This is a genomic window from Paenibacillus sp. PvR098 (genome assembly GCF_017833255.1).
GTDB lineage: Bacteria > Bacillota > Bacilli > Paenibacillales > NBRC-103111 > Paenibacillus_G.
Genome location: NZ_JAFIBU010000001.1, coordinates 4,338,344 through 4,358,991, shown reverse-complemented (window position 1 = coordinate 4,358,991; position 20,648 = coordinate 4,338,344). Strand labels below are relative to the sequence as shown.

Genomic DNA, 20,648 nt, shown 5'->3' with positions numbered 1-20,648 from the left:
GTGAAGTATCGCAAGCTCGGAATAACGAATCTGAAGGTATCCGTCATCGGTGTAGGAACTTGGCAGTTCGGAGGCGAATGGGGCAAGCCCTTCACACAAGCCGAAGTCGACGGTATTCTTGATCAGGCGAAGGATAGCGGCATCAATCTGATCGACACCGCAGAATGCTACGGAGACCATACGTCCGAGTCGCTGATCGGCAGCTACGTCTCCCGCGGAAGCCGGGAAGATTGGGTGATCGCCAGCAAGTTCGGACACCACTTTCACGCACATATGGATCGTACACAGCACTGGTCCCCTCAAGAGGTGCTTGAGCAGCTGGACGCTTCCTTGAAGGCGCTTCAAACAGATTACATAGACCTATACCAATTTCATTCGGGAACGGATGAGGCGTTTGATCAGGACGACTTATGGACCCTGCTGGACAAACAGGTGCAAGCGGGTAAAATTCGCCACCTCGGCACGTCCATCGGAAGCAACGATAACCTGCATCAGACCGATGCTTCCTCACGCGTCGGCTCGGAGGTCATTCAAGTCGTCTATAACCGGCTGGACCGCGTGCCGGAGGATCGGGTATTTCCATCTTGCGAGCGGCAGGGACTTGGCGTATTGGCGCGCGTGCCTCTGGCGAGCGGATACTTGAGCGGCAAGTACAAGCCAGGTGTGGTGTTTGCCGAGAACGACGTCCGTCAGAGGCACGATCCTGAGCAAACACTCCTTAAGCTGCAAGAGGTGGAGCGCATTCGGGAGAAGGAGTTGCCCGCCGGTATGGACATGGCCACTTGGGCACTGGCGTGGTGTCTCAAGCACCCTGCGGTTACTGCGGTCATTCCCGGCTGCAAAAGCCAAGAGCAGGTTATAGCCAATGCGAGAGCGGCGGAATACGTCGGGGACGGACACCCTCAAAGCTGGAAGCTGTAATCCGATTATCCAAAGCATACATATTCATGTTTTTGAGTCGAACCAAAACTTTTACAAACCAAACGGCCCCATCGCCTTGAAGGCGGGGGCCGCTTTGTTTTACACCACCATGTTCCTCTGCAGCAAAGCGTGAAACTCATCTGCCGGAACCGGTCGGCTGTATATGTAACCTTGAATCTCCCTACATTTGACATCCAGCAGAAACGAGAGCTGTTCTTCCGTCTCCACTCCTTCCGCGATGACATTCAGCTTCAAGCTTTGCGCCATCGCCATGATCGCCTGCACGATCGCGGCATCATCCGGGTCATCGGTAATATCCCTTACAAATTGCTGCGCGATTTTCAGCTTGTCGATGGGGAATTTTTTCAAATAGTTCAGTGAAGAAAATCCCGTGCCAAAATCATCAATTCTTCAGCCGTTCCGCCGCTTCGACGAGCAATCGATCACCAAAGGCGTGACCGAACGTATCATTTACATTCTTGAACCGGTCGAGATTGATAAACAGGACGGCCAGCTGGGTTCCGGCTAATCGGGCCGCTTCAATGGAAGTCTCAAGGGACTGCTGAAATTTCTCTCGATTCGGCAGTCCGGTAAGCTGGTCATGAAAGGCCAAATCGTGTAAACGCCGTTCCGTATCTTCTCTATTCCGGAGATCGGCTATAGCAAAATACAACAAAGGGACTGTTAGCAGAGTCATCCCTGCTGCATCTGCCAAGTGGATAAGCCAGCCGTTCCAACCCGCATAGAAGTATCGGGTCGCCATCTCCGTACATTCCGCCAACAGCAGCAAAGACGAAATGGCATACCAGGTTGTTATCAGTTGATTTGCTTGTTTCTTCAAAGACACATAAAGAACCGGCCCGGCAGCAATCGAGATGAACCCGAGCGCAATCCAATCCACTTGATCATAGGGAAGACCTAACACTCCCCTGATCGAGAACAGCCCGGCTTGCGTTCCTATCAAAGTAAACCATAGACGCAGAAGAATTTTTGGTCATAAAGTCCTATGCGCTGGTGTATTTTTGTCGTATCAGGCATTAAAAAACTCTTTCTTCCTTTTCATATACCGTTTCGTCATCATTGCTGTCCATGACCCGAACCTCCAGCTTCCAATGGCCGGGATATGGCAAGTAGGCCCCGCGAGCCTTGTAGCTGTACCTTTTCATTCCAAATGATTCCTCAAAGCTCGGATCCTCAAAATATTCCAGAGGAACACTCAGCGGAGCGATTTCCGGACTGTCGATCGATTGAAGCTTCATGATGACTTGCTTTGGTTTACCGAGCTTCTCAGGCAGCCACACCTTCACCGTAAAATCATTCACACCTGGAACGTTTGGACTGATCTGCGCCGTCATGTGTATCTTTTCGCCCATCACATGCCAATTCAACGGTTCATTAGCAGGAGCCGGCAGTAAATAGGTGAAGATGCCGACAATTCCCAAGATAAGCGCCATCAGCAGCGCGTCCGTCCGAATCAAGCCCCCTACGCGCTGTTCGTTGTTCTTCCGATAATAATAACGAACCGACGATGCGGTGACGACTACCAAAAGCACCAGCACGGTTTTGACAATCAAAAGCTTGCCCCAGGACGTTTCCACGATATAACGAATATCCGGCAGGAAAATGAAGGTCATCAGCACGCCCGAAACGATCAGCACCAACATACTGATCAACGCAGCCGTAGAAAAAAACGGATAAAACCGCCTTGCTTGCTCCCTCTCGCTTTTCCAAAGCGTAAGCAGCGTCAGCAGCCCCCCGATCCAAACGGAGGAAGCGGCGAGATGCACAAAGTCCAGAGTGAGCGTCTCCTTAGCGGGCTGGAAGGCCGCGGCGTGGCCGAGCAAGCTTTTGGCAAACCAGACGGCAGCAACCCATATATAGTCCAGCAGAGCGTTTCGATACAGCATAACAAACGAGAGCAGAGCCAGCAGGATACCTCCAAGCCAGGCATAGCCGATGTTTGTCTGCGAAAACAATCGCAGAAGCGCATCCGCTCCACCGTCACCGATCAGATCACCCATATGAGCCCACATGAACACAATGTAAACAATAAGGTAAGCCTGCTGCCAGCGCTCCGCGCTCCGCCGCAAACGGGTCTTCGTCTCCATCGGACTTCCTGTACCGAACCAACGGAGCCACAAGAGCAAACCGGTAAAGCCCAGCATTGTAATATAGAAAGCGATGCGTGAAGCAAACTGCAGCACGTCCTTCACTCCGAAGCGGTCCAGCGGCCCGCTGTCGTGATAGTGAAGATGATCCATGTCAGCCTCAATCCCGGACGCCGGCGCCGGCCCGCTCAAGCTCTCGCCTACGGCGAACAGATACGTTCCGTTCACCGGATGACCATCCGCCGAGATGACATGATACGTTACCAGATAAGTCCCCTGTCCAAGCCTCGGCAAGTTCAGCGTCAACGCCGTCTGACTTGCATTCAGCACGGCGTTTTGTTCCGTTACCAGCCGTTTGTTCCTGTCGTACACCCTTAATTGATATAACTCTTTTTCCAACCTTTCATTGAAGGTAAGAACAATCTGGTCCGGCGCTTGCACAAGTTCACTTCCTGCCGCCGGCTGAGCCTCAACCAGGCTTGCATGGGCGTCCGCCCGCGAAGCCATTCCGAAAGCGAAAACAATCACCGAACATAATAAGAAGAAATAAACCGGACGCCTCAGCAGCCGGGGTATGAAATCAATGAAATGCATGGTGAATCCCCCTTCAAGTAAGTACCAAAATAAATGTAGCATAAATGACTCACACAAACCAAATGCAGCGCAAGGCACATGGAAAGCTCGCTTTTTTGTCGAATCTCGTATGAAATCATACATTGACAACCGGCGCAAAAATGAGTTAAATTCATACTATCGCTTTAACAAAACAACTACATATGGTAGAAGCAGGCGCCTTCCACTACGATATATTGTGGAAGGTCGAAAAGTAAAGCCGGTGCAAGTCCGGTGCGGCCCCGCCACTGTAACGAAGATGTTATCGGCCCGATTCGCCACCGTTCGACTCGGACAACGACCGGTAAGAGCAGCACTTCAAAGTCAGAAAACCGCCCGCTTCTTCGGCACGATTCACCCTACGACAGATAGGGAGGTGCCACCTATGACGGATATTGGCATGCCTCCGCCTGTCGGGAACGGGCGAAGGCATGCTTTTTACATGAACAAGAGGAGCTGGATGTATATGATTATCGTCAAAAGAGACGGCACGAAAGAAGAGCTAGTGTTTTCCAAAATGAAAAAAGTAATCGACTTTGCTTGCGAAACGTATCCCGAATGCGATCCGCTGGAGCTGGAAACCGCTTTGCTGCCTTTGTTCCGCAATGAAATTACGACCAAGGAAATACAGCGCCTGCTGATTCAAGTCGCTGTAGAGAAAACGAGCGTTGAGCAGCCAAATTGGCAGTACGTGGCCGCCAAGCTTTTGACGTATGATCTGTACAAAGAAGCTCAATTGAATCGTAAATACGGTCATTTTGGATATGGCGATCTGTATTCCCTGATTACCTATTTAACACAAACTGGCCTGTACGGCGAATATATTCTTGAGCACTATAATAAAGAAGAGATCCGGGAGCTCGGCACCTACATCAAACCGGAGAGAGACTACCTGCTGAACTACATCGGCCTGAAGACGCTCGCGGACCGATACCTGATCAAAGGGCTGGATAAAGAAGTACTCGAGCTGCCGCAGGAGCTGTTCATGGGTGTTGCGATGCATTTGGCCATGAAGGAATCGGACAAGCTATACTGGGCCAAGCGGTTCTACGATGTGCTCAGCAATCTGGAAATGACGGTTGCGACTCCAACTTTGGCTAATGCCCGCAAGCCGCTGCATCAATTGTCGAGCTGCTTTATCGATACGGTGCCGGATAACCTGTGGGGCATATACAACGTAGACCAAAGCTTCGCCCAAGTGTCCAAGCACGGCGGTGGCATGGGAATTTATGTAGGTAAAGTCCGCAGCAAGGGCTCTAACATTCGCGGCTTCAAGGGAGTAGCCGGGGGCGTCATCCCATGGATCAAAAACTATAACAATACCGCAATTGCCGTCGACCAGCTTGGCGTCCGTTCCGGCGCCGTGGCGGTTTATCTGGACGTGTGGCATAAAGATGTACTGGACTTCCTGAACCTGAAAACAAATAACGGGGACGACCGGATGAAGGCCCACGATATTTTCCCTGGCGTATGTATTCCTGATTTGTTCATGAAGACGGTAGAGGAACGCGGCAGCTGGTATTTGTTCGACCCGCATGAGGTGCGCAAAGTCAAAGGGTACTCCATTGAGGATTCTTATGGCGAGGAGTGGGAACGCCGTTATTGGGAGTGCGTGAATGACGACAAAATCTCGAAGGATGAAATTCCGGCGATCGATATCATGAAGCGTATCCTGACCAGCGCTTTCGAGACGGGCACCCCGTTCGTGTTCTTCCGCGACACGGTCAACCGCGCCAATCCGAATAAGCATAAAGGCATGATCTACTGTTCGAATTTATGTACTGAAATTTGCCAGAACATGAGCCCGACGGAAATGATCCAAACCCAGCACGAAGACGGCATCATCACCTCTACGGTGAAGAGCGGCGATTTCGTCGTTTGCAATCTCTCGTCTACCAACCTTGGCCGCGTCTATACAAAGGAAGATATTGAACGTGTAGTAACGACGCAAATGCGAATGATGGACAACGTTATTGATTTGAACTACTACCCGATTCCGCAAGCGGAAATTACCAATAAAAAGTACCGTGCCGTAGGCCTTGGTTCCAGCGGATATCACCAGATGATGGCTCAGCTTCATATCCAGTGGGAATCCGACGAGCATGTGCAAAAAGCAGATGAAGTTTACGAGTGGATGAACTACTATGCCATTAAAGCTTCTATGGAAATCGCTAAGGAAAAAGGCGCATATCCGGTCTTCGAGGGCAGCGAATGGCAGTCCGGCGTTTACTTCGAAGAGCGTGGATATAGCAGTCCCGAGTGGCTGGAGCTTAAAGAGCAGGTGGCCAAGCACGGCGTTCGCAACGGCTGGATGTTCGCCATCGCGCCGACGGCTTCCACCTCCTTGATCGCCGGTTCGACCGCGGGCATAGATCCGATTTTCAATAAGTTTTTCATTGAGGAGAAGAAGAACGCCGTCATTCCGCAAACGGCGCCTAACTTGAATCCCGATACGATGTGGTACTACAAGGAAGCACATCGGATTGATCAGCACTGGAGCATCCGTGCAGCCGGTGCCCGCCAACGACACATCGATCAATCGCAATCATTCAATCTGTACATCACACCGGAGCTGTCCGCACGTGATTTCCTCGAGCTGTACATGGCTGCTTGGAAGAACGGGTTAAAAACCGTTTATTACGTCCGTAACCAGAGCCTAGAGGTTGAGGAATGCGTTAGCTGCAGCGCTTAATACAAACCTCATTGAAGCGTAATAACGGATCGACAGGTACTCATCATGCCTGGCGATCCTCTATTTTTGTACCCAAAATAAACAGATTTATTTCAGCTGCAGGAGGCAACCGAATGGAACTTCAAAAAAAGAAGTTGTTTAACGAGCACGGAGACCGCGATTGGGGTAAGCGCCGGATCATTGGCGGCAATACGACCAATCTGATTGAGCTAAACAATGTGAAATACGACTGGGCGACTAAGATGTATCGCACAATGATGAACAATTTTTGGATTCCAGAGGAAATCCCGCTCGCACAAGACGCGAAGGATTATAAATTCCTGTCTCCGGAAGAGCGTCAAAGCTATGATAAAATCATTTCTTTCCTTATTTTCCTTGATTCGCTGCAGACGGCCAATCTGCCGAACATCAACGAGTACATCACGGCTCCGGAAGTGAACTTGTGCCTCACCGTCCAAACGTTCCAGGAAGCCGTTCACAGCCAGAGCTATTCTTATATTCTCGACAGCGTCTCTTCCGCGGAAGCGCGCGACGATATTTATAATCAGTGGCGCGAAGACAAGCACCTGCTGCGCCGCAACCGGTTCATTACGGATCTGTACGAGCGGTTTATCGAAACCCCGTCGACAGAAAATCTGATGCGTACCATTATGGCCAACTACATTCTTGAAGGAATCTACTTCTACAGCGGGTTCAGCTTCTTCTACGCGCTCGGCCGTCAAGGCAAGATGCTCGGCACCGTATCGGAAATCAAATATATCCAGCGTGACGAACTGACCCATTTGGCGCTGTTCCAAAACATATTCCGCGAAATCCGCAAGGAAAATCCGGATCTGTTTACGGATGAATTAATCGAAGAACTGCGCCATATGATGCGAACCGCCGTACAGCACGAGATCGAATGGGGTCAATATATTACCAACAACAAGATTCATGGTCTGAGCAACGATATTATCGATCAATACATCAAATACCTTTCCAATGAGCGGTTGAAAAACCTTGGACTTGAAATTCTGTATCCTGAAGTTGTCGAGCATCCGATGAAGTGGGTTGAAAACTTCAGCAACATGAATGGTATCAAAACCGACTTTTTCGAGCAAAAGGTTACCAATTACAGCAAATCGTCGAACCTCAATTGGGATGATTTGTAAGGTAAATACAGACGACAAAGGCAAGAGCCCGAAACGATAAACATACGTTCCGGGCTCTTGCCGTTCTTTAATGAATATCCAAAAGCTCCTTCACCTTATGCTCCAGCTCTACCATGGAAAAGGGCTTATGCAGATAAGCATGGGCTCCAAGCTTCAGTCCTCTGCTGATTTCCTCCTCCCGGTTTCGTCCGGAAAGAATGAGCACCTTCATTTGGGCCGGCCAGGTCCCGCAATCCCTCAACCTCTCAAGCATGCCGAATCCATCCAGCCGAGGCATAATCCCGTCAAGAACACACAAATCCACAGGCTGGTTTAACAGGGACTGATAGGCTTCCTCGCCATCCACCGCTTCCGTGAATTCAACTGGCAGGTGCTTCAGCTTGGCGACCAGAATGGAACGCAATATTTTGTCGTCATCGGCAATGAGTATCTGTTTGCGGGTATGTACAAGAGGCGTCACAGCTCCCGAATCGTTCTGTGAGGAACCCGATTGAAGCACAATCTGATTACGGCCGTTCTGCTTGGCTTTATACATCCCTTCGTCTGCAGCCGCAATCCATTCTTCCACCGAGACGCCTGGCTCCCACTCGCATACACCGGCGGAGAAGGTAATATAGAACGACTGACCTTCGTTCTGCGCCACGGGCTCCAAACGGATCTGTGCCAGAATGCTGTCCATCGTTTTCAGCGCATCGATGCCTGAGGTATTCGGCAGCACGATGACAAATTCCTCTCCGCCGAGGCGGAAAAGCAAATCCGTCGAACGAAGATTATTCTGCAGCAGGTGTGCCAAGCCTTGAAGCACTAGATCTCCCACGCTATGCCCAAAAGTATCGTTTATGGACTTAAACCGGTCAATATCGATAAATACAAGCGAAATGGGCGCCGGATACCGCCCTACCCTCTGCAGCTCCACATGGATCTGGTGATCAAAAAATCGCCGGTTGTAAACCCCGGTGAGCGGATCTCGAAACGCCATCTGTTCGAATGATTTCGTCCGTTGGAGCAGACTGTAGATCCGGGCCCTAAGCTCCTCATATTCAAATGGCTTCATCACGTAATCGTCGGCGCCGAGATAAAAGCATCGAACCTTATCATGAACTTCGTTCCGGCCGGATAAAACGATGAGAGGCAGCCACTTTAAATTGGGATCGCCTTTCAAAAATTCAAAAAGCTCGTACCCGCTGTTCGGATGCATCATCAGATCGAGCATGACCAAATGATAGGACCGTTCCCGGAGCAGCCTCTTCGCCGTATTTAAGTCAGCGGCATCGTCCACTTCATACCCGTCAAGCCTCAGCCTCCGCACCAAGTAGCTCCGCAGTGCAGGGTCATCGTCTATAACCAGGAGCCGTTCTCCTTGCGGAGGGCTAACGATATGCTGGAGCCTCTCTTGATGCTCATCCAGCTCCAGCTCGCGTGAATAAATATCGGCCTCCTGCCCGAGTTCAAGCACCAGCGGAAGGGAAGCGGTAACACATGCCCGGTAATGCTGCCGCATCCCGGGTAATAAAGCCATGCCATCCTCTTGCTCTGCCCAATCCCAGTGCTTGGTTAGCTTGCCGGCAATAGCTCCGATGCGAGTAAAACCGAACATCGGCGCGCTCCCTTTTAACGTGTGCACAAGTCGATAAAATCGCCTTGCATGATCATGAGACTCTTCCATTTCCAACTCTGTGCTCAATCTCATCAACTGCTGAATCTGCTTACCGAGTTCTTCTATGTACTTTTTTTTCCCTTCCTTTAACAGCCTCTTCTCTCTGGCTATCCGATCTGCATTGCTGCGTTCCACTTCTGTTCACTTCCGTTCTTCGGTAATCCGCTTACCTAGGTTTGCTCTCCGTTCCAAATCAGCTCTTGGACGGTATCCAGAAGCTGCAGCGGACTGAACGGCTTCACAATATACTGTGTAACCCCGGCTGCTTTAGCTCGTTCACGGTCCTTTTCCAAGGCTTTGGCTGTGAGCAAAATGACCGGTACCATTCGGTTCGGATTCGGATTCCCTCGCAGCCAATCGCATACCTCTACCCCGGTATGCTCAGGCATCATATAGTCCAAAATAATCAAATCAAACCGTTCGGTGCTCAGATGGCTGATGGCTTCCATTCCATCCTCTGATTCCGTGATCTCATATCCTTCGTCCGCCAACGTCTCCGACAGCAAAAAACGCAGCGCTGCTTCATCGTCGGCCAGCAATATTTTTTTATTTCCCATGAGGTTAATAACGCCCCTTACGTGTCTTCTCAGGTCAACTCTATTATATCATGTTCGACATAAATTGTATTAAAAAGTTCGGAATTTCGAAGATTTTTATAGGTCTAAAGTATCATGTTTGTGATGTAAGGACTATGTTATGATGCAAGTATAGCATATCTTTAGAATAAATTAATAAAAATTAGGTAACATGACCTAATGGGAAGGATGAAACGTATGACCTCTGTGGAGCACACTATAAAAAAAGTGTCCAGATACGTATCGTTCGGACAGCCGGTTTCTTCCGGATCCGTGGTCAATCAACGCATTTCGGATCCACGTATTCCAATGCAGGCTTACTACTTGACCATACAATCGAAGAACGAGCAGGAGAACTATTATCATGAAATTTGGTTGAAAAAGGATGGGGATTTTGCCATTACCGAGGCTTGGTACCGAGAGAGTAATGTGACCAGAAAGCTGCTGAAGGATAATTTGTCATACGAACAGTTAAAAACCTCTATCGGTGATGAAGATTCCAACAACATCCTTATGCGTATGACCGAGATTATCAAAAAATCGGAAAAAGAAGACTGGAGACCTCTTTCCAGACGGGCATAAATATACAAGCTTAATCGAAATCGGTTGGGCTTTTTTGTTTCGTTCGGATATGCTTCCTCCAAGAGCCTCCGCTTACAAGCGGGCAACCACGCGAATCCGCCCAAACATAGACCCATCCCTCACGTTCCGCCTGCAGCAAATCCCGTATCCAAACCCTTTCATAATCGTTTGGTCCGCCCGGACCGAAATATTCCTCCAGCTCATCCATACGCTCCAATCCTTCCTGTGTCACAATGATCCATTCACCTTCAATAAGATTGCCACCCTCATACCCGGAAAGCACCAAAGCTGGATAGGAGCCTGCATCGTACAAAAAGCCCCGCAACGTTCCAGGCCGTACCGATCGTACATAAGGAGAAACGATATGATGGTTCGTTTCGCCGACAAGCAGCGTGCCGTAAACAAACACAAATATCAAGGCCCTGCCTCCTTTATCCCCTCATTAATGACCTTAGCATACCATAAACCGCTGCGGGCTAAAGCAGTCTGATTGTCCGATACCACCATAAAACCGTGGCAAAATGGGAGATTCCGCATAAGCTGTATACAAGCCGATGAACCTGATAGAAGAGGGGGGAGTACCTTGCTGAATCCCGAAGATGCCAACAAAATCATCCGCTTTTTGTCAGCCGCCTATTTTTGCACAGATTCTGCGGAAGCCCGCGCGGAGTTCAACCGCCTCGCCAACGAGCTGCGCAAAGCCTCCGGACAACCGGAACAGTAAGGTGATGGAAGGCATATGGTTTTAGTAGAAAGGACGCCGCTTCCTTAGGAGGCGGCGTCCTTGTGTTCATACGCATGGGGGACCGGATCATGACAGAACCTCCGCATAGGCCCATTTTATCCTGCCAGACCGCACAGCTAGGCATAGGCATACATATAGTAAATTTAGCTGACAGCCTTTATAAGCAAGTATTGCCTATTGTATAAGTGGGAATTATAATCTCATGATCCTTTTATTGGATTGTACGTCGTTTACCCATGGTTTCACAATAGAACCAAAGATGTATGAGGTGGATGTTTCATGGAATTGAGTATAGTTATGATGGGAGCGATCGTCGGATTGTTGGTTGGTTTGACCGGGGTAGGAGGTGCGGCTTTGCTCACGCCGCTCCTTGTCATATTGGGGATCCAGCCAATGGTTGCGGTGGCCACAGACTTATTTTACAACTCGATCACAAAGCTGTTTGGCAGCATCCAGCATATCCGGCAGCGAACTGTACACACCAAGCTCGTCCTTTATCTGGCTGCGGGAAGTGTCCCTTCCGCGGTTGTGGCCGTGATGCTTCTACGGTTTTATCCACCTCTGTACGCTTATCAGGATGCCATTATTAAGCACGCGCTCGGTTTCGTCCTTATCATCGTGGCACTGCTCAGCATTGCCAAGCAATGGCTGGTTAAAGACCGCAACAGCACTTTCCAAGACAAACCGCTGGAAGAAAAGAAAATACTCAGCATCGGCATTGGTATCCTTCTCGGTTTCATCGTTGGGCTGACGTCCATCGGCTCCGGTTCGCTGTTCGCGCTGGCCATGATGTTCTTCTACCGCTTGAAGGCCGCTGAGCTTGTCGGCACGGACATCGTGCACGCCTTCCTGCTCGTCTCAGCCGCCGGTTTGATGCATGCGGGTTTGGGTAACATCAACTATCCACTGGCTTTCAACCTTCTGGCCGGATCTATCCCAGGTGTGTTGCTCGGCAGCAGCCTCTCGGCGAAGGTCCCCGCGAAGCCGCTGCGCACCGTGATGGCGACCCTGATTCTGATCAGCGGAATCAAGCTGATCTGACGTCCTACTGGACGCACCCTGATCAGCGGAATCAAGCTGTTTCAGCCTGCTTCTAGCGTCCATAGGGGCGGACCGCGACACCCGCTTGTTCGAGCCGGTCCTTAATCAGGAAAGCCAGCTCCAGCGCTTCCGGGCCGTCCCCATAAATACAAAGGGTATCCGCCACAAGCAAGATATCTTCCCCTTGCGGCGTCTTCACCTTTCCTTCACGGATTAGGTGAACCGTTTGGGCGGCCGCCCGCTGCGCATCATGGATAACCGCATCCGGCTCGCTTCTGGGCGTCAGCGTTCCCGATCTGCCACGCTTCAGCTGCCGCGGGATTCTCACTCTCACCAAATAAGGAACGAGCGTTGGCTTGTCCTCCAGCTCTTCTCTCAACCTCCCCGGAGCACCATCAGGCCCTTTCATCCCTTCGCCTAACTGCAAACAAAAAAACTGGAGGAGTTCACTCCGCCAGTTCATTCCGTTCACCGGACACTTGCTTTTCTCAACCGCACACCCACGCACTTAGCGTCTCCTCTAATCCCATACCACTTCCCAGTTCCGGTTAAGCGATGCCTTGATCGTTCCACGTTCCATAATGTAACCGGCAAGCAGCTCCGCCATGTCCGTTGGTATATCCTTTACAACGGTCTTCTCTTGGAACATCATGTAATTTCCTCCCCCGCCGGCACGGTAATTGTTCATCACTACGTCGTACTCCGCCTTAGGATCAACCGGATGGCCTTTATGGCTCAACTGGACTACCCGCTCCCCAACTGGACGAGAAATGTTGATCCGGTACTCGATGCCTTCCCACATATCGTAATTATAATGCTGCGGCTTTGGATCGCTAAATTCAGCGCTTACTTTAATCGGGCCGTTTCCATCGTACCTTGCAAAATAAGAGGCGGAACGCTCCAGCGCGTCCTTCATGTCTTGTCCCGTCACCCTGATGACCTGCAGCGTGTTCGGATATATGTAATTGGACACGATATCGCGCATCGTAATATGCTCGGGAAAACCCGGAGAAATGTTATCGAACAGCGCCGTATTCGATATGGGAGCGCCGGACAGCTCCATTTGTACTTTATTGATGAATTCGATCAAGGGATGCTCCTGAAGCCTCACCTGCATCGTATCGGTGATCCGCATATCTCCGAGCAGACGGCCGATCGGCTGGTCCAGCCAGATTTGCGTCTGCTGCTCGTGAGGCTGCATCAGTGAAACAATCGCAGCATCCGGCTCGATACCCGCAGGAGATAATAGCTCGGAGGTTTTGGCCGTAATGCGATAACGGCCATCCGCTTTACTCAGGGTCAGCCGCACTTTCCCAAGGCAAGTACCTTGGCTTCCCGGCTGTACAATCAGAACGCCGCCAATTTCTTTTCCGGCCAGCATACGGTGCTGATGGCCTGTAAGCAGTACATCAATACCTTCCACCTCGCAGCAAAGGGCATAGCCCTGATTTTCTCCCGTCAGCGGTTCCGCAGCTTCTCCGGTATCCAGATGCCGTTCGAACCCTCCGTGATAGGAGACGATGACGACATCCGCTCCTTCCGTTTCTCGCAAATAACCCACCCAGCGCCGTGCCGTTTCCACAGCATCATCGAACCGCAAGCCGGCGATATGCTCTGCTTTCTCCCAATGGGGAATATATTGAGTAGTCAATCCAAGCACGGCTACTTTGCAATCAACCCCATAGGTTTTTATGATATACGGCTTGCCAAAATACGGCTCACCCGTCGCAGCCTTCACGATATTGGCGCTTAGCCAAGGAAAGCGTGATTCCGAGACAGCTTTATGCAGCGGCTCAATTCCGTAGTTGAATTCGTGATTCCCAATAACGCCCGCGTCGTAGCCAAGCTCATTCAAGCCTTGAATCATCGGACTCGGGTGTTCCTTTTTCAGCTTGGCATGATGGTACGCAAGCGGCGTACCTTGTATTAAATCGCCATTGTCGATGAGCAGCACAGCATCCCCCTTGCGCTGTTCTTCCCTGATCAAAGCAGCGATTTTGGCGAAACCCGACTCGGTCGGATTATTATTGGCATATTGAATAGGTAACATATTTCCATGAATGTCGCTGGTTTCCAAAATAGTGAGGGTAAAATGGGTGGACATCCTTATATCAACTCCAATATATGGTCGCTCAGACTCACTATATCAAATTTGCGACCAAAGAGCTATTAGCGGTACAAACCATCTTGATGATACATAAGCTGTCCAGCATCATTTAATATTTATAAAATATCTGGAAGAAATTATGCTATATTATGAAAAGTAAATTGGCTCATACCGTTGATCAGGAGGTCCATTCAAATGTTTAAAAAAATAGTGACGAGCGGCTTGTCTCTGGTCATGACCGCAGTAATGGCAGCGGGCTGCAGTATGCAGCAGGGCAACGCACTCGAAGCAGGCGGAAGCAAACAAGAAACACCTGCTGCAAGCTATGTACCAATGGAGCTAACGGTCCAATTCGCCTCTTCACAGAACGCAGAAACACTAGAAGCCAAAGCCAAACCGCTGGAGAAGCTCCTTGGCGATCAGTTAAGCATTCCTGTGAAGGTTTCCGTTTCTACGAGCTATAATACCGTTATTGAAGCCATATCGTCCAAAAAAGTGGATATCGGCTTCCTCCCTCCGAATGCTTACGTACTTGCTCATGATCAGAAAAAAGCCGTCGACCTGCTTTTACAGGCTCAGCGGTACGGCATAGATGACGCAACGGGTGCAGAAACGAAGGAATTGGTCGATTTTTACAAAGCCATGTTTATCGTCAAAGCTAACTCCCCGATCAAAGAATTGAAGGATTTGAAAGGCAAAAAAATCGCTTGGCAGAGCGTTACCTCATCTGCAGGTTATGTATGGCCAGCCAATGAACTGAAAAAAGCCGCCGTCGATCCGGAGAAAGACGTTACCGGCATTGAAGTCAAGGGTCATGATAAAGCCGTGCTTGCGGTGTTGAACGGCCAAGTGGACGCAGCTGCCATAATCCAAGACGCACGCAACACAGTGAAAAAGGACAAGCCTGACGTATTCACACAAACGCGCGTGGTCGCATTTACTGCACCGATCCCAAGCGATACGATTGTTGTCCGCAATGATATGGATCAAGCTTGGAGGGACCAGATCGCGCAAGCTTTCATCGATATCGGAAAGGATCCTGAGGGCTCGAAAATCATCTATGAAGTCTTTTCTCACCGTGGCTATGTAAAGTCTAACGACCAGAAATTCAACGTCGTTCGCGAGTATTCCAAGGACATCGGACAGAAGTAATTCTTACTCCAAACGCCAAAGAAACAGTCTGCAATAACAGACTGTTTCCCGTCGTGACCATGCCCTTATTGCAGGGCTGTTTTATTTAAAAGAATTTACTTTTGCTCATAACCCGGATGATTGTAATCCGTATTTTTTAATTCCTGTATTATGTTCAGGCTGCGGATATGGTGTTTGGTTTCCTCCGTACCGAGCTGGTAAATCGCCCGATAAACCTCCATCAAGTTATCATTGAACTGATCCGTGGCCGGATCGTGATCGGCCGATTTGTAAGGAATAGGAGCTCTTTGGGCGGTGTAGTCGTCGTTTTGCTTCTCCCGGTCCAGCAGAGTCTGCAAATGGTTGATCTCGCTTTCTGTCGCCATGACTTGCAATTGCTCCGTACGTGAAGGTTCGGCTTCAACGGATTTGCCGGAAACGGATACGTAATAATGTTTTTTATCGTTCATAGGTGGAACCTCCTTTTCGTTATCCATAGTAAGTAATACCACCAGCACTACGCCTATGAAACAAATATACTCAGTCTGACCGCGGCGGACCGCTCCAATGAAAAAGGAACCGCCTGCGCATCGACGAGGAGATGCGGCTGATTGAATTAACTAACGTACCAAGCAATGAACTGCGCCCCCGGAACCAGAAAAAGATGCGCCAACAGTGTTCCTACAAGCCTAGACAGCATAAGGAAGCCGAACATCCGGTTCATCTCGTTCAGATTCGTTCTGCCCGCCATTGCTTTATCCGTTAGAAGCGCCACCCTTGGATCGATAAATACGGTCAGCAGTATCGTTGCTATGCCGTTAATTAAGCCCGAAGATTGAGAGGCGGCCATGGAGTGCTCCGGCACGAGATAGGATGCATAGAGCGCAGAGAGCACCCCTACAGTATAAATGCCGGTAACGAGAGTGTTTAACAATAGCAACCGTTTAGGAATTCCGCCCACCCGGAGCCGCTGCAGCATCTCCCAGCCGGGGAAGCGCATATTGTTCTTCACCCGTTTCAGCTTGGCAATCGAAACAGACTCCCTGACCAGCAGGGGAATGGAACCAGCAGCTTCCAACCGGGAAACCAGCCTCATAGAAATAAAGACCATCGTCGGAAACATGAGAATGGCCAGTAGGGTGCCCGCAGCCGCACCCGCCAATATCAGATGGAACTGCCACTCTAGCGGAGTTCCCGGATGAAGGATAGCATTATCGATCAAGCCGCCGGTGAGCGGCCCCTGCACCAAATTTGACGTTCGCGACACCAGAAGGATGATCCCGGTAAGAGATAAAGCCACAGCCAACTTACCCACACGGATTCCAGCCAGTCTGACGGCATAAGCCAGTGTCTCCACAGCATGAATCATCAACGTCAACAGTACGACCAGCAGCAGCTCTCCGGTCAAATCTTACCGCCTCCCTGCGCATATTTCATGTAACTTTTTTTTGAGCAATAAAAAAAGTGATGGCGCACTCCATTAAGAGCAGCTACCATCACGTCGGTTCGTCAGCTTCCAGCTACGTCCCTTTTCGTGAACAGCAGCCAAGAGACGGCGTAAAAAACAATCCAATAGGCAAGCAGCACCGTCACCGAGAATCCAAGCGTCATGCCCGGGACCAGCGGATTCCCTCCGAGTACGTAGGGAGACAAATCGGTGTTGGCAAACAATACATATTTTACCCATGTGTATCTGAGCTGTACTAATACCGCCATGGTCGGCATTGACGTTAACATAAGGAAAATGGATAAGCCTATCGCAAGCGAACTGCTGCGAAACACGGTGGAGATCATGAAGGCTAAGGTGGCGGTCATGACAATTTGGATCGACTTTAATCCATACGTCTTCAGGATCGACGAAATCGTCTCATCTGGAAGTACTATGCCTCCTACACCGAAAAGCAGCAAGCCTGTAAAATAGGAAACGATCAGTAAGACGAGCAGAAGCGTTACGATAAAGAGCAGCACCGTCACGTATTTGGACCAAAGAATTTTTCCCCGGGACGACGGCCGGATCAGCAAAAGCTTAATCGTTCCCCAAGTAAACTCGGCAGCTACGATGTCCCCCGCCACAATTACAGTGAATATCGTGACGAGTGAAGTCAGACTCGACGCAAAAACCATAAACTGAAGTACATGATCCATTCCCGCTTCAAGAACATACTTCATCAGCACGCCCATGGTGATGACCGCGAGCGCCAAGATCGCCAGCATTACCCACGTGCGCAGCCGGGTATAGATCTTCATGTGTTCATTCTGGACAAGCCGGACAAAGCTAGACAATCCGATTCCCCCTTGTCACTTCGAGGAATTGATCCTCCAGCGTTTTGATCTGCATACGAATGCCGTACACTCCGATTCCCGCCTTCACGAAACGGGCATTCAGCTCAGCAACGGCCTGCCGCTGTCCCGGCAAAGTAACGACCAGTTCAGCACCATCGGCTTTGGCCGGTATGTCATCGCTTAGCAATTCAAGTGCCCTAGCGAGATCTTCCACTTCGAAACGCACCTCCACCGTATCCGTGTCCCTTGGGGCATCTTTGAAGGAACGGACATCCAGCAGCCGGCCATTCTGAATAATCGCCACCCGGTCACACATCAGCTCCATCTCGGAGAGCAAATGGCTGGATACGATGACCGCGATTCCCTCCTCACGCGCCAAACGCCGCAAATAATCGCGAAGCTCGCGGATTCCTTCCGGGTCGAGCCCATTGGTCGGCTCGTCCAGCACGAGAACCGACGGGCGATGGAGGATCGCCTGGGCTACACCAAGCCTCTGTCTCATGCCGAGCGAGTACGTTTTCACTTTATCCTGAATGCGGTTCTCGAGGCGAACCAGCTCCACGACTTCTTCTATTCTTTCATGCCCTACATTCGGCATCATACGTGCAAAATGAACCAGATTCTGATAGCCGCTCATAAAGCCGTAAAATTCCGGATTTTCCACGATAGCGCCTACATGCACCATCGCTTGCTCGAATTCGTTCTTAACGCTGTGGCCTAGGACCTTCACTTCACCGTCGGTGATCGACATAAGCCCGACCATCATCCGGATCGTTGTCGTCTTTCCAGCGCCGTTCGGTCCGAGAAAACCAAACACTTCACCTGGCATGACCTCAAAGGTCAGTCCGTCAACGATGGTTTTGGAACCGATTTTCTTCGTCAGCGTTTGCAGCTCAATAACAGAAGGACTGCTCATATGGCCTCCAAATAAAAAAAGATATGGTATGCTTCTCCTAGCAGGAAAAAGTATACCATACCTCTTGAAGATGACCAAGCGTCTCCGTTAGGCGCCTTCTTCATAATACTTGGCCAAGCTGACGATCATGCTCCCCATCCGCTCCTCTTCAGGAGCGACTACGCGCTGAATCCCTTCATCTCGAAGCGCCTCCGCCGTCACCTTTCCAACCGCTACGGCAACAGTTGTGCCGCGGAACGCATCCGCCAGTCGATCTGCCAAGCCTTTCTCGCGCGCATAAGACATCAGAAAGCGGACTTGAGGCGTGCTCGTAAACGTCACGGCATCCAGCTCCCCTTCTACGATCTCCGATAGGAGCTTGTTAATCACGTTCATCTCCGGAGGCACATGCACATACGGCAGTATTTCATAGTATTGTGCCTGCTGTTCGCCCAGCCAACCGACAAGACGAGGAGCATGATCCCCATACAACTGCAGCGCTACCCTGCGCCCGTGAAGATCGTACGGCTTAAGCGCCCGCAGAATCCCAACGGTTGTACCGTCATCATCCCTCACCGTAGGCTCCAATCCAAGAGATTTTAAGTATTTCACCGTCTTATATCCTCTGGCCGCAATCTGAGTACGTCTCAGCGTATCGATGAACGCTTCGGCAACCCCCATCGACTCCGCCGCTTGAACCAGCATTTCCGTTCCCACGCCTGTAGTAAATATGATCCAATCCGTTCCGTTCTCGATGAGGTCGGTGATCTTTTTCTCTACCTTCTCCCGTTCGATAGCTACCGTACCTTGAGTTGGCCTGACAACCGGAATGCCTCCCAGCTTCTCCACCATGATACTCAACTCGGCCGCCTTCCTTGGTCCCGTTAGTGCGATCCTTTTTCCTTCTAGTCTGCGCATGTCTTTCTTCCCCCATATCCGCTAGTGTCTGCCGCTTAACGATTTCACATACAATACAGCTCGTTAGATCAGCGTAAGGACACTACAAAACAAATTATGTCAATTTTCCTATCTATTAACGTAGCTTATCTTTACATAATATTTGTAATAGTAATATACCTCATGGGTTAGGAACTTTCAATACAAAACTGCTTATAACATTCATAAATTGTACTTATGAAGGTGAAATTACCGAATATTTATAAATATTAATTAATGTATCGTTCGTTTTTTGTCTAACAACATAAACATATCTTACCGACTCTATTCTATAAACAGTTTATATTCTATGAATCCGGGCAAATCTAGTATTATCACTCTTCATTTCAATCAGATTAAAGGAGGATATACTAGAATGAAACCCGTTTATCGCTTAATCATGCTTTGTGTCCATCTTCTTTTGCTCCATGTTCTCATTGGGGCAACGCCCGCGGCAGCCTTCCACATGTACGGAGGATACTATGGATTTTGCTGCGCATCCGAAGCCTACATTCCACCTGAAGAGGACCCAGACACAGCAGCGGAGCTTGTTATTCCGCCTTCCTTAACTTACGAAGTCCAGCCTAGAGATACGATGTACAGCATTTCACGGTCTTTCGGTATTACCGTTCAAACCTTGCTCGCCGCTAATCCGACCGTAGAACCGAACCGTCTCGCTATCGGACAGCTGCTTCAGATTCCGGCTGCCGAAGTGGGACTGCAGCTTCCGGACGGCCAAATAAATACGGTCAGCCTGGTGCTCACCTCTACGCTGTCCGCTTATACCGCCGGGGTCGAATCGACAGGCAAAACCCCTTCCCATCCAGCCTACGGAGTGACATCCAGCGGCAGCAAAGCGGAAGAAGGGCGAACGATCGCCGTGGATCCATCGATCATTCCGTTCGGAACGACCGTATTTATCGACGGGATCGGCATCCGTACAGCAGAGGATACCGGTTCTGCCATCCGCGGCTCACGTATCGACATATTCATGGACGATGTGCGGGAAGCCCGTCAATTTGGAGTGAAGAAGAACGTCAAAGTATATGTATTGGGTAAGGATGCCGTACGAACGGCTAGCTGACAGCCCAACTGCATATATATACATCCCCCATGATTGTTTAAAGCAACCGCTTCATAATACCGTTCTTGAAATCAGTGAGTGTATTTGGATAAAAAACACTTCTCTGGTACATCTATTAATAATAGATG

At 50.0% G+C, this 20,648-nt stretch carries 20 protein-coding genes, 1 pseudogene and 1 riboswitch; of the genes and pseudogenes, 8 read left to right on the top strand and 13 right to left on the bottom strand.

Going from position 1 to position 20,648, the window contains the following annotated elements; translation table 11 throughout:
- Positions 1-921 (top strand): aldo/keto reductase, encoded by a 921-nt coding sequence (locus tag JOE45_RS21640; RefSeq protein WP_210022412.1) that lies wholly within the window; start codon positions 1-3, stop codon positions 919-921.
- Positions 922-1,020: 99 nt separating this feature from the next.
- Here JOE45_RS21640 and JOE45_RS21635 read toward each other — a convergent pair.
- The 3 genes and pseudogenes from JOE45_RS21635 to JOE45_RS21625 all read right to left on the bottom strand — a co-directional run.
- Positions 1,021-1,329 (bottom strand): annotated as a pseudogene (locus tag JOE45_RS21635) (EAL domain-containing protein); the annotation flags it as partial.
- Entirely contained in the window at positions 1,325-1,618 is a 294-nt protein-coding gene (locus tag JOE45_RS24305; protein ID WP_245247422.1) for a diguanylate cyclase domain-containing protein, read from the bottom strand. The gene JOE45_RS24305 and the pseudogene JOE45_RS21635, both read right to left, overlap by 5 nt.
- 340 nt (positions 1,619-1,958) lie before the next feature.
- Positions 1,959-3,623 (bottom strand): copper resistance CopC/CopD family protein, encoded by a 1,665-nt coding sequence (locus JOE45_RS21625; protein ID WP_210022414.1) that lies wholly within the window; start codon positions 3,621-3,623, stop codon positions 1,959-1,961.
- A gap of 176 nt (positions 3,624-3,799) precedes the next feature.
- Positions 3,800-3,995, top strand: a riboswitch (cobalamin riboswitch).
- Positions 3,996-4,107: 112 nt separating this feature from the next.
- Between JOE45_RS21625 and JOE45_RS21620 the strand changes: the two genes are divergently transcribed.
- Positions 4,108-6,333, top strand: a complete 2,226-nt coding sequence (locus tag JOE45_RS21620; protein ID WP_210023531.1) for a ribonucleoside-diphosphate reductase subunit alpha — start codon at positions 4,108-4,110, stop codon at positions 6,331-6,333.
- Between the two features lie 113 nt (positions 6,334-6,446).
- On the top strand, positions 6,447-7,484 hold the full coding sequence (locus JOE45_RS21615; RefSeq protein ID WP_210022415.1) for a ribonucleotide-diphosphate reductase subunit beta: 1,038 nt from the start codon (positions 6,447-6,449) through the stop codon (positions 7,482-7,484).
- Positions 7,485-7,551: 67 nt separating this feature from the next.
- On the opposite strand, the gene JOE45_RS21610 is transcribed toward JOE45_RS21615, so the two are convergent.
- On the bottom strand, positions 7,552-9,276 hold the full coding sequence (locus tag JOE45_RS21610) for a GGDEF domain-containing response regulator (RefSeq protein WP_348632571.1): 1,725 nt from the start codon (positions 9,274-9,276) through the stop codon (positions 7,552-7,554).
- Positions 9,277-9,311: 35 nt separating this feature from the next.
- On the bottom strand, positions 9,312-9,698 hold the full coding sequence (locus JOE45_RS21605; protein WP_210022416.1) for a response regulator: 387 nt from the start codon (positions 9,696-9,698) through the stop codon (positions 9,312-9,314).
- A 216-nt stretch (positions 9,699-9,914) separates the two neighbouring features.
- On the opposite strand from JOE45_RS21605, the gene JOE45_RS21600 reads away from it, so the two are divergent.
- Complete coding sequence (locus JOE45_RS21600; RefSeq protein WP_210022417.1) at positions 9,915-10,298, top strand: hypothetical protein; 384 nt, start codon at positions 9,915-9,917, stop codon at positions 10,296-10,298.
- Between the two features lie 10 nt (positions 10,299-10,308).
- Here the strand turns inward: JOE45_RS21600 and JOE45_RS21595 are convergent, their stop codons facing one another.
- Positions 10,309-10,716: a gamma-glutamylcyclotransferase family protein gene (locus JOE45_RS21595; protein WP_210022418.1), complete on the bottom strand. Its 408-nt coding sequence runs from the start codon at positions 10,714-10,716 to the stop codon at positions 10,309-10,311.
- A gap of 165 nt (positions 10,717-10,881) precedes the next feature.
- On the opposite strand from JOE45_RS21595, the gene JOE45_RS21590 reads away from it, so the two are divergent.
- On the top strand, positions 10,882-11,022 hold the full coding sequence (locus JOE45_RS21590; protein ID WP_210022419.1) for an N-acetylmuramoyl-L-alanine amidase: 141 nt from the start codon (positions 10,882-10,884) through the stop codon (positions 11,020-11,022).
- Positions 11,023-11,322: 300 nt separating this feature from the next.
- Positions 11,323-12,084 carry a sulfite exporter TauE/SafE family protein gene (locus tag JOE45_RS21585; protein WP_210022420.1) on the top strand — a complete coding sequence of 254 codons (762 nt, stop codon included), beginning with the start codon at positions 11,323-11,325 and terminating at the stop codon, positions 12,082-12,084.
- Positions 12,085-12,136: 52 nt separating this feature from the next.
- On the opposite strand, the gene JOE45_RS21580 is transcribed toward JOE45_RS21585, so the two are convergent.
- Both JOE45_RS21580 and JOE45_RS21575 read right to left on the bottom strand, forming a co-directional pair.
- A complete protein-coding gene (locus tag JOE45_RS21580; RefSeq protein ID WP_210022421.1) occupies positions 12,137-12,592 on the bottom strand; it encodes a LamB/YcsF family protein in 456 nt (151 codons plus the stop codon).
- A 12-nt stretch (positions 12,593-12,604) separates the two neighbouring features.
- A complete protein-coding gene (locus JOE45_RS21575) occupies positions 12,605-14,188 on the bottom strand; it encodes a bifunctional metallophosphatase/5'-nucleotidase (RefSeq protein ID WP_210022422.1) in 1,584 nt (527 codons plus the stop codon).
- Between the two features lie 198 nt (positions 14,189-14,386).
- On the opposite strand from JOE45_RS21575, the gene JOE45_RS21570 reads away from it, so the two are divergent.
- Positions 14,387-15,343, top strand: coding sequence for a phosphate/phosphite/phosphonate ABC transporter substrate-binding protein (locus JOE45_RS21570; RefSeq protein WP_210022423.1), 957 nt, complete (start codon positions 14,387-14,389; stop codon positions 15,341-15,343).
- Between the two features lie 95 nt (positions 15,344-15,438).
- On the opposite strand, the gene JOE45_RS21565 is transcribed toward JOE45_RS21570, so the two are convergent.
- The 5 genes from JOE45_RS21565 to JOE45_RS21545 form a co-directional block, all read right to left on the bottom strand.
- Entirely contained in the window at positions 15,439-15,792 is a 354-nt protein-coding gene (locus JOE45_RS21565; RefSeq protein WP_210022424.1) for a hypothetical protein, read from the bottom strand.
- 146 nt (positions 15,793-15,938) lie between these two features.
- Positions 15,939-16,691: a lipid II flippase Amj family protein gene (locus tag JOE45_RS21560; protein WP_210023533.1), complete on the bottom strand. Its 753-nt coding sequence runs from the start codon at positions 16,689-16,691 to the stop codon at positions 15,939-15,941.
- A gap of 140 nt (positions 16,692-16,831) precedes the next feature.
- The gene (locus JOE45_RS21555) at positions 16,832-17,605 is read right to left on the bottom strand and encodes an ABC transporter permease (RefSeq protein ID WP_210022425.1); all 774 of its coding nucleotides are present in this window, start codon (positions 17,603-17,605) and stop codon (positions 16,832-16,834) included.
- Positions 17,598-18,521, bottom strand: coding sequence for an ABC transporter ATP-binding protein (locus JOE45_RS21550; protein WP_210022426.1), 924 nt, complete (start codon positions 18,519-18,521; stop codon positions 17,598-17,600). The genes JOE45_RS21555 and JOE45_RS21550 overlap by 8 nt, the downstream gene beginning before the upstream one ends.
- 87 nt (positions 18,522-18,608) lie before the next feature.
- The gene (locus tag JOE45_RS21545) at positions 18,609-19,418 is read right to left on the bottom strand and encodes a uroporphyrinogen-III synthase (protein WP_210022427.1); all 810 of its coding nucleotides are present in this window, start codon (positions 19,416-19,418) and stop codon (positions 18,609-18,611) included.
- 394 nt (positions 19,419-19,812) lie between these two features.
- On the opposite strand from JOE45_RS21545, the gene JOE45_RS21540 reads away from it, so the two are divergent.
- Positions 19,813-20,520 (top strand): 3D domain-containing protein, encoded by a 708-nt coding sequence (locus tag JOE45_RS21540; protein ID WP_210022428.1) that lies wholly within the window; start codon positions 19,813-19,815, stop codon positions 20,518-20,520.
- The last annotated feature ends 128 nt before the right edge of the window (positions 20,521-20,648 follow it).

Bases quoted from the DNA above. Each gene is read 5' to 3' on its own strand.
- JOE45_RS24305 (WP_245247422.1), bottom strand. From the start codon at position 1,618: ATGACTCTGCTAACAGTCCCTTTGTTGTATTTTGCTATAGCCGATCTC.
- JOE45_RS21625 (WP_210022414.1), bottom strand. From the start codon at position 3,623: ATGCATTTCATTGATTTCATACCCCGGCTGCTGAGGCGTCCGGTTTAT.
- JOE45_RS21620 (WP_210023531.1), top strand. From the start codon at position 4,108: ATGATTATCGTCAAAAGAGACGGCACGAAAGAAGAGCTAGTGTTTTCC.
- JOE45_RS21615 (WP_210022415.1), top strand. From the start codon at position 6,447: ATGGAACTTCAAAAAAAGAAGTTGTTTAACGAGCACGGAGACCGCGAT.
- JOE45_RS21605 (WP_210022416.1), bottom strand. From the start codon at position 9,698: ATGGGAAATAAAAAAATATTGCTGGCCGACGATGAAGCAGCGCTGCGT.
- JOE45_RS21600 (WP_210022417.1), top strand. From the start codon at position 9,915: ATGACCTCTGTGGAGCACACTATAAAAAAAGTGTCCAGATACGTATCG.
- JOE45_RS21585 (WP_210022420.1), top strand. From the start codon at position 11,323: ATGGAATTGAGTATAGTTATGATGGGAGCGATCGTCGGATTGTTGGTT.
- JOE45_RS21575 (WP_210022422.1), bottom strand. From the start codon at position 14,188: ATGTCCACCCATTTTACCCTCACTATTTTGGAAACCAGCGACATTCAT.
- JOE45_RS21570 (WP_210022423.1), top strand. From the start codon at position 14,387: ATGTTTAAAAAAATAGTGACGAGCGGCTTGTCTCTGGTCATGACCGCA.
- JOE45_RS21565 (WP_210022424.1), bottom strand. From the start codon at position 15,792: ATGAACGATAAAAAACATTATTACGTATCCGTTTCCGGCAAATCCGTT.
- JOE45_RS21560 (WP_210023533.1), bottom strand. From the start codon at position 16,691: ATGATTCATGCTGTGGAGACACTGGCTTATGCCGTCAGACTGGCTGGA.
- JOE45_RS21550 (WP_210022426.1), bottom strand. From the start codon at position 18,521: ATGAGCAGTCCTTCTGTTATTGAGCTGCAAACGCTGACGAAGAAAATC.
- JOE45_RS21545 (WP_210022427.1), bottom strand. From the start codon at position 19,418: ATGCGCAGACTAGAAGGAAAAAGGATCGCACTAACGGGACCAAGGAAG.
- JOE45_RS21540 (WP_210022428.1), top strand. From the start codon at position 19,813: ATGAAACCCGTTTATCGCTTAATCATGCTTTGTGTCCATCTTCTTTTG.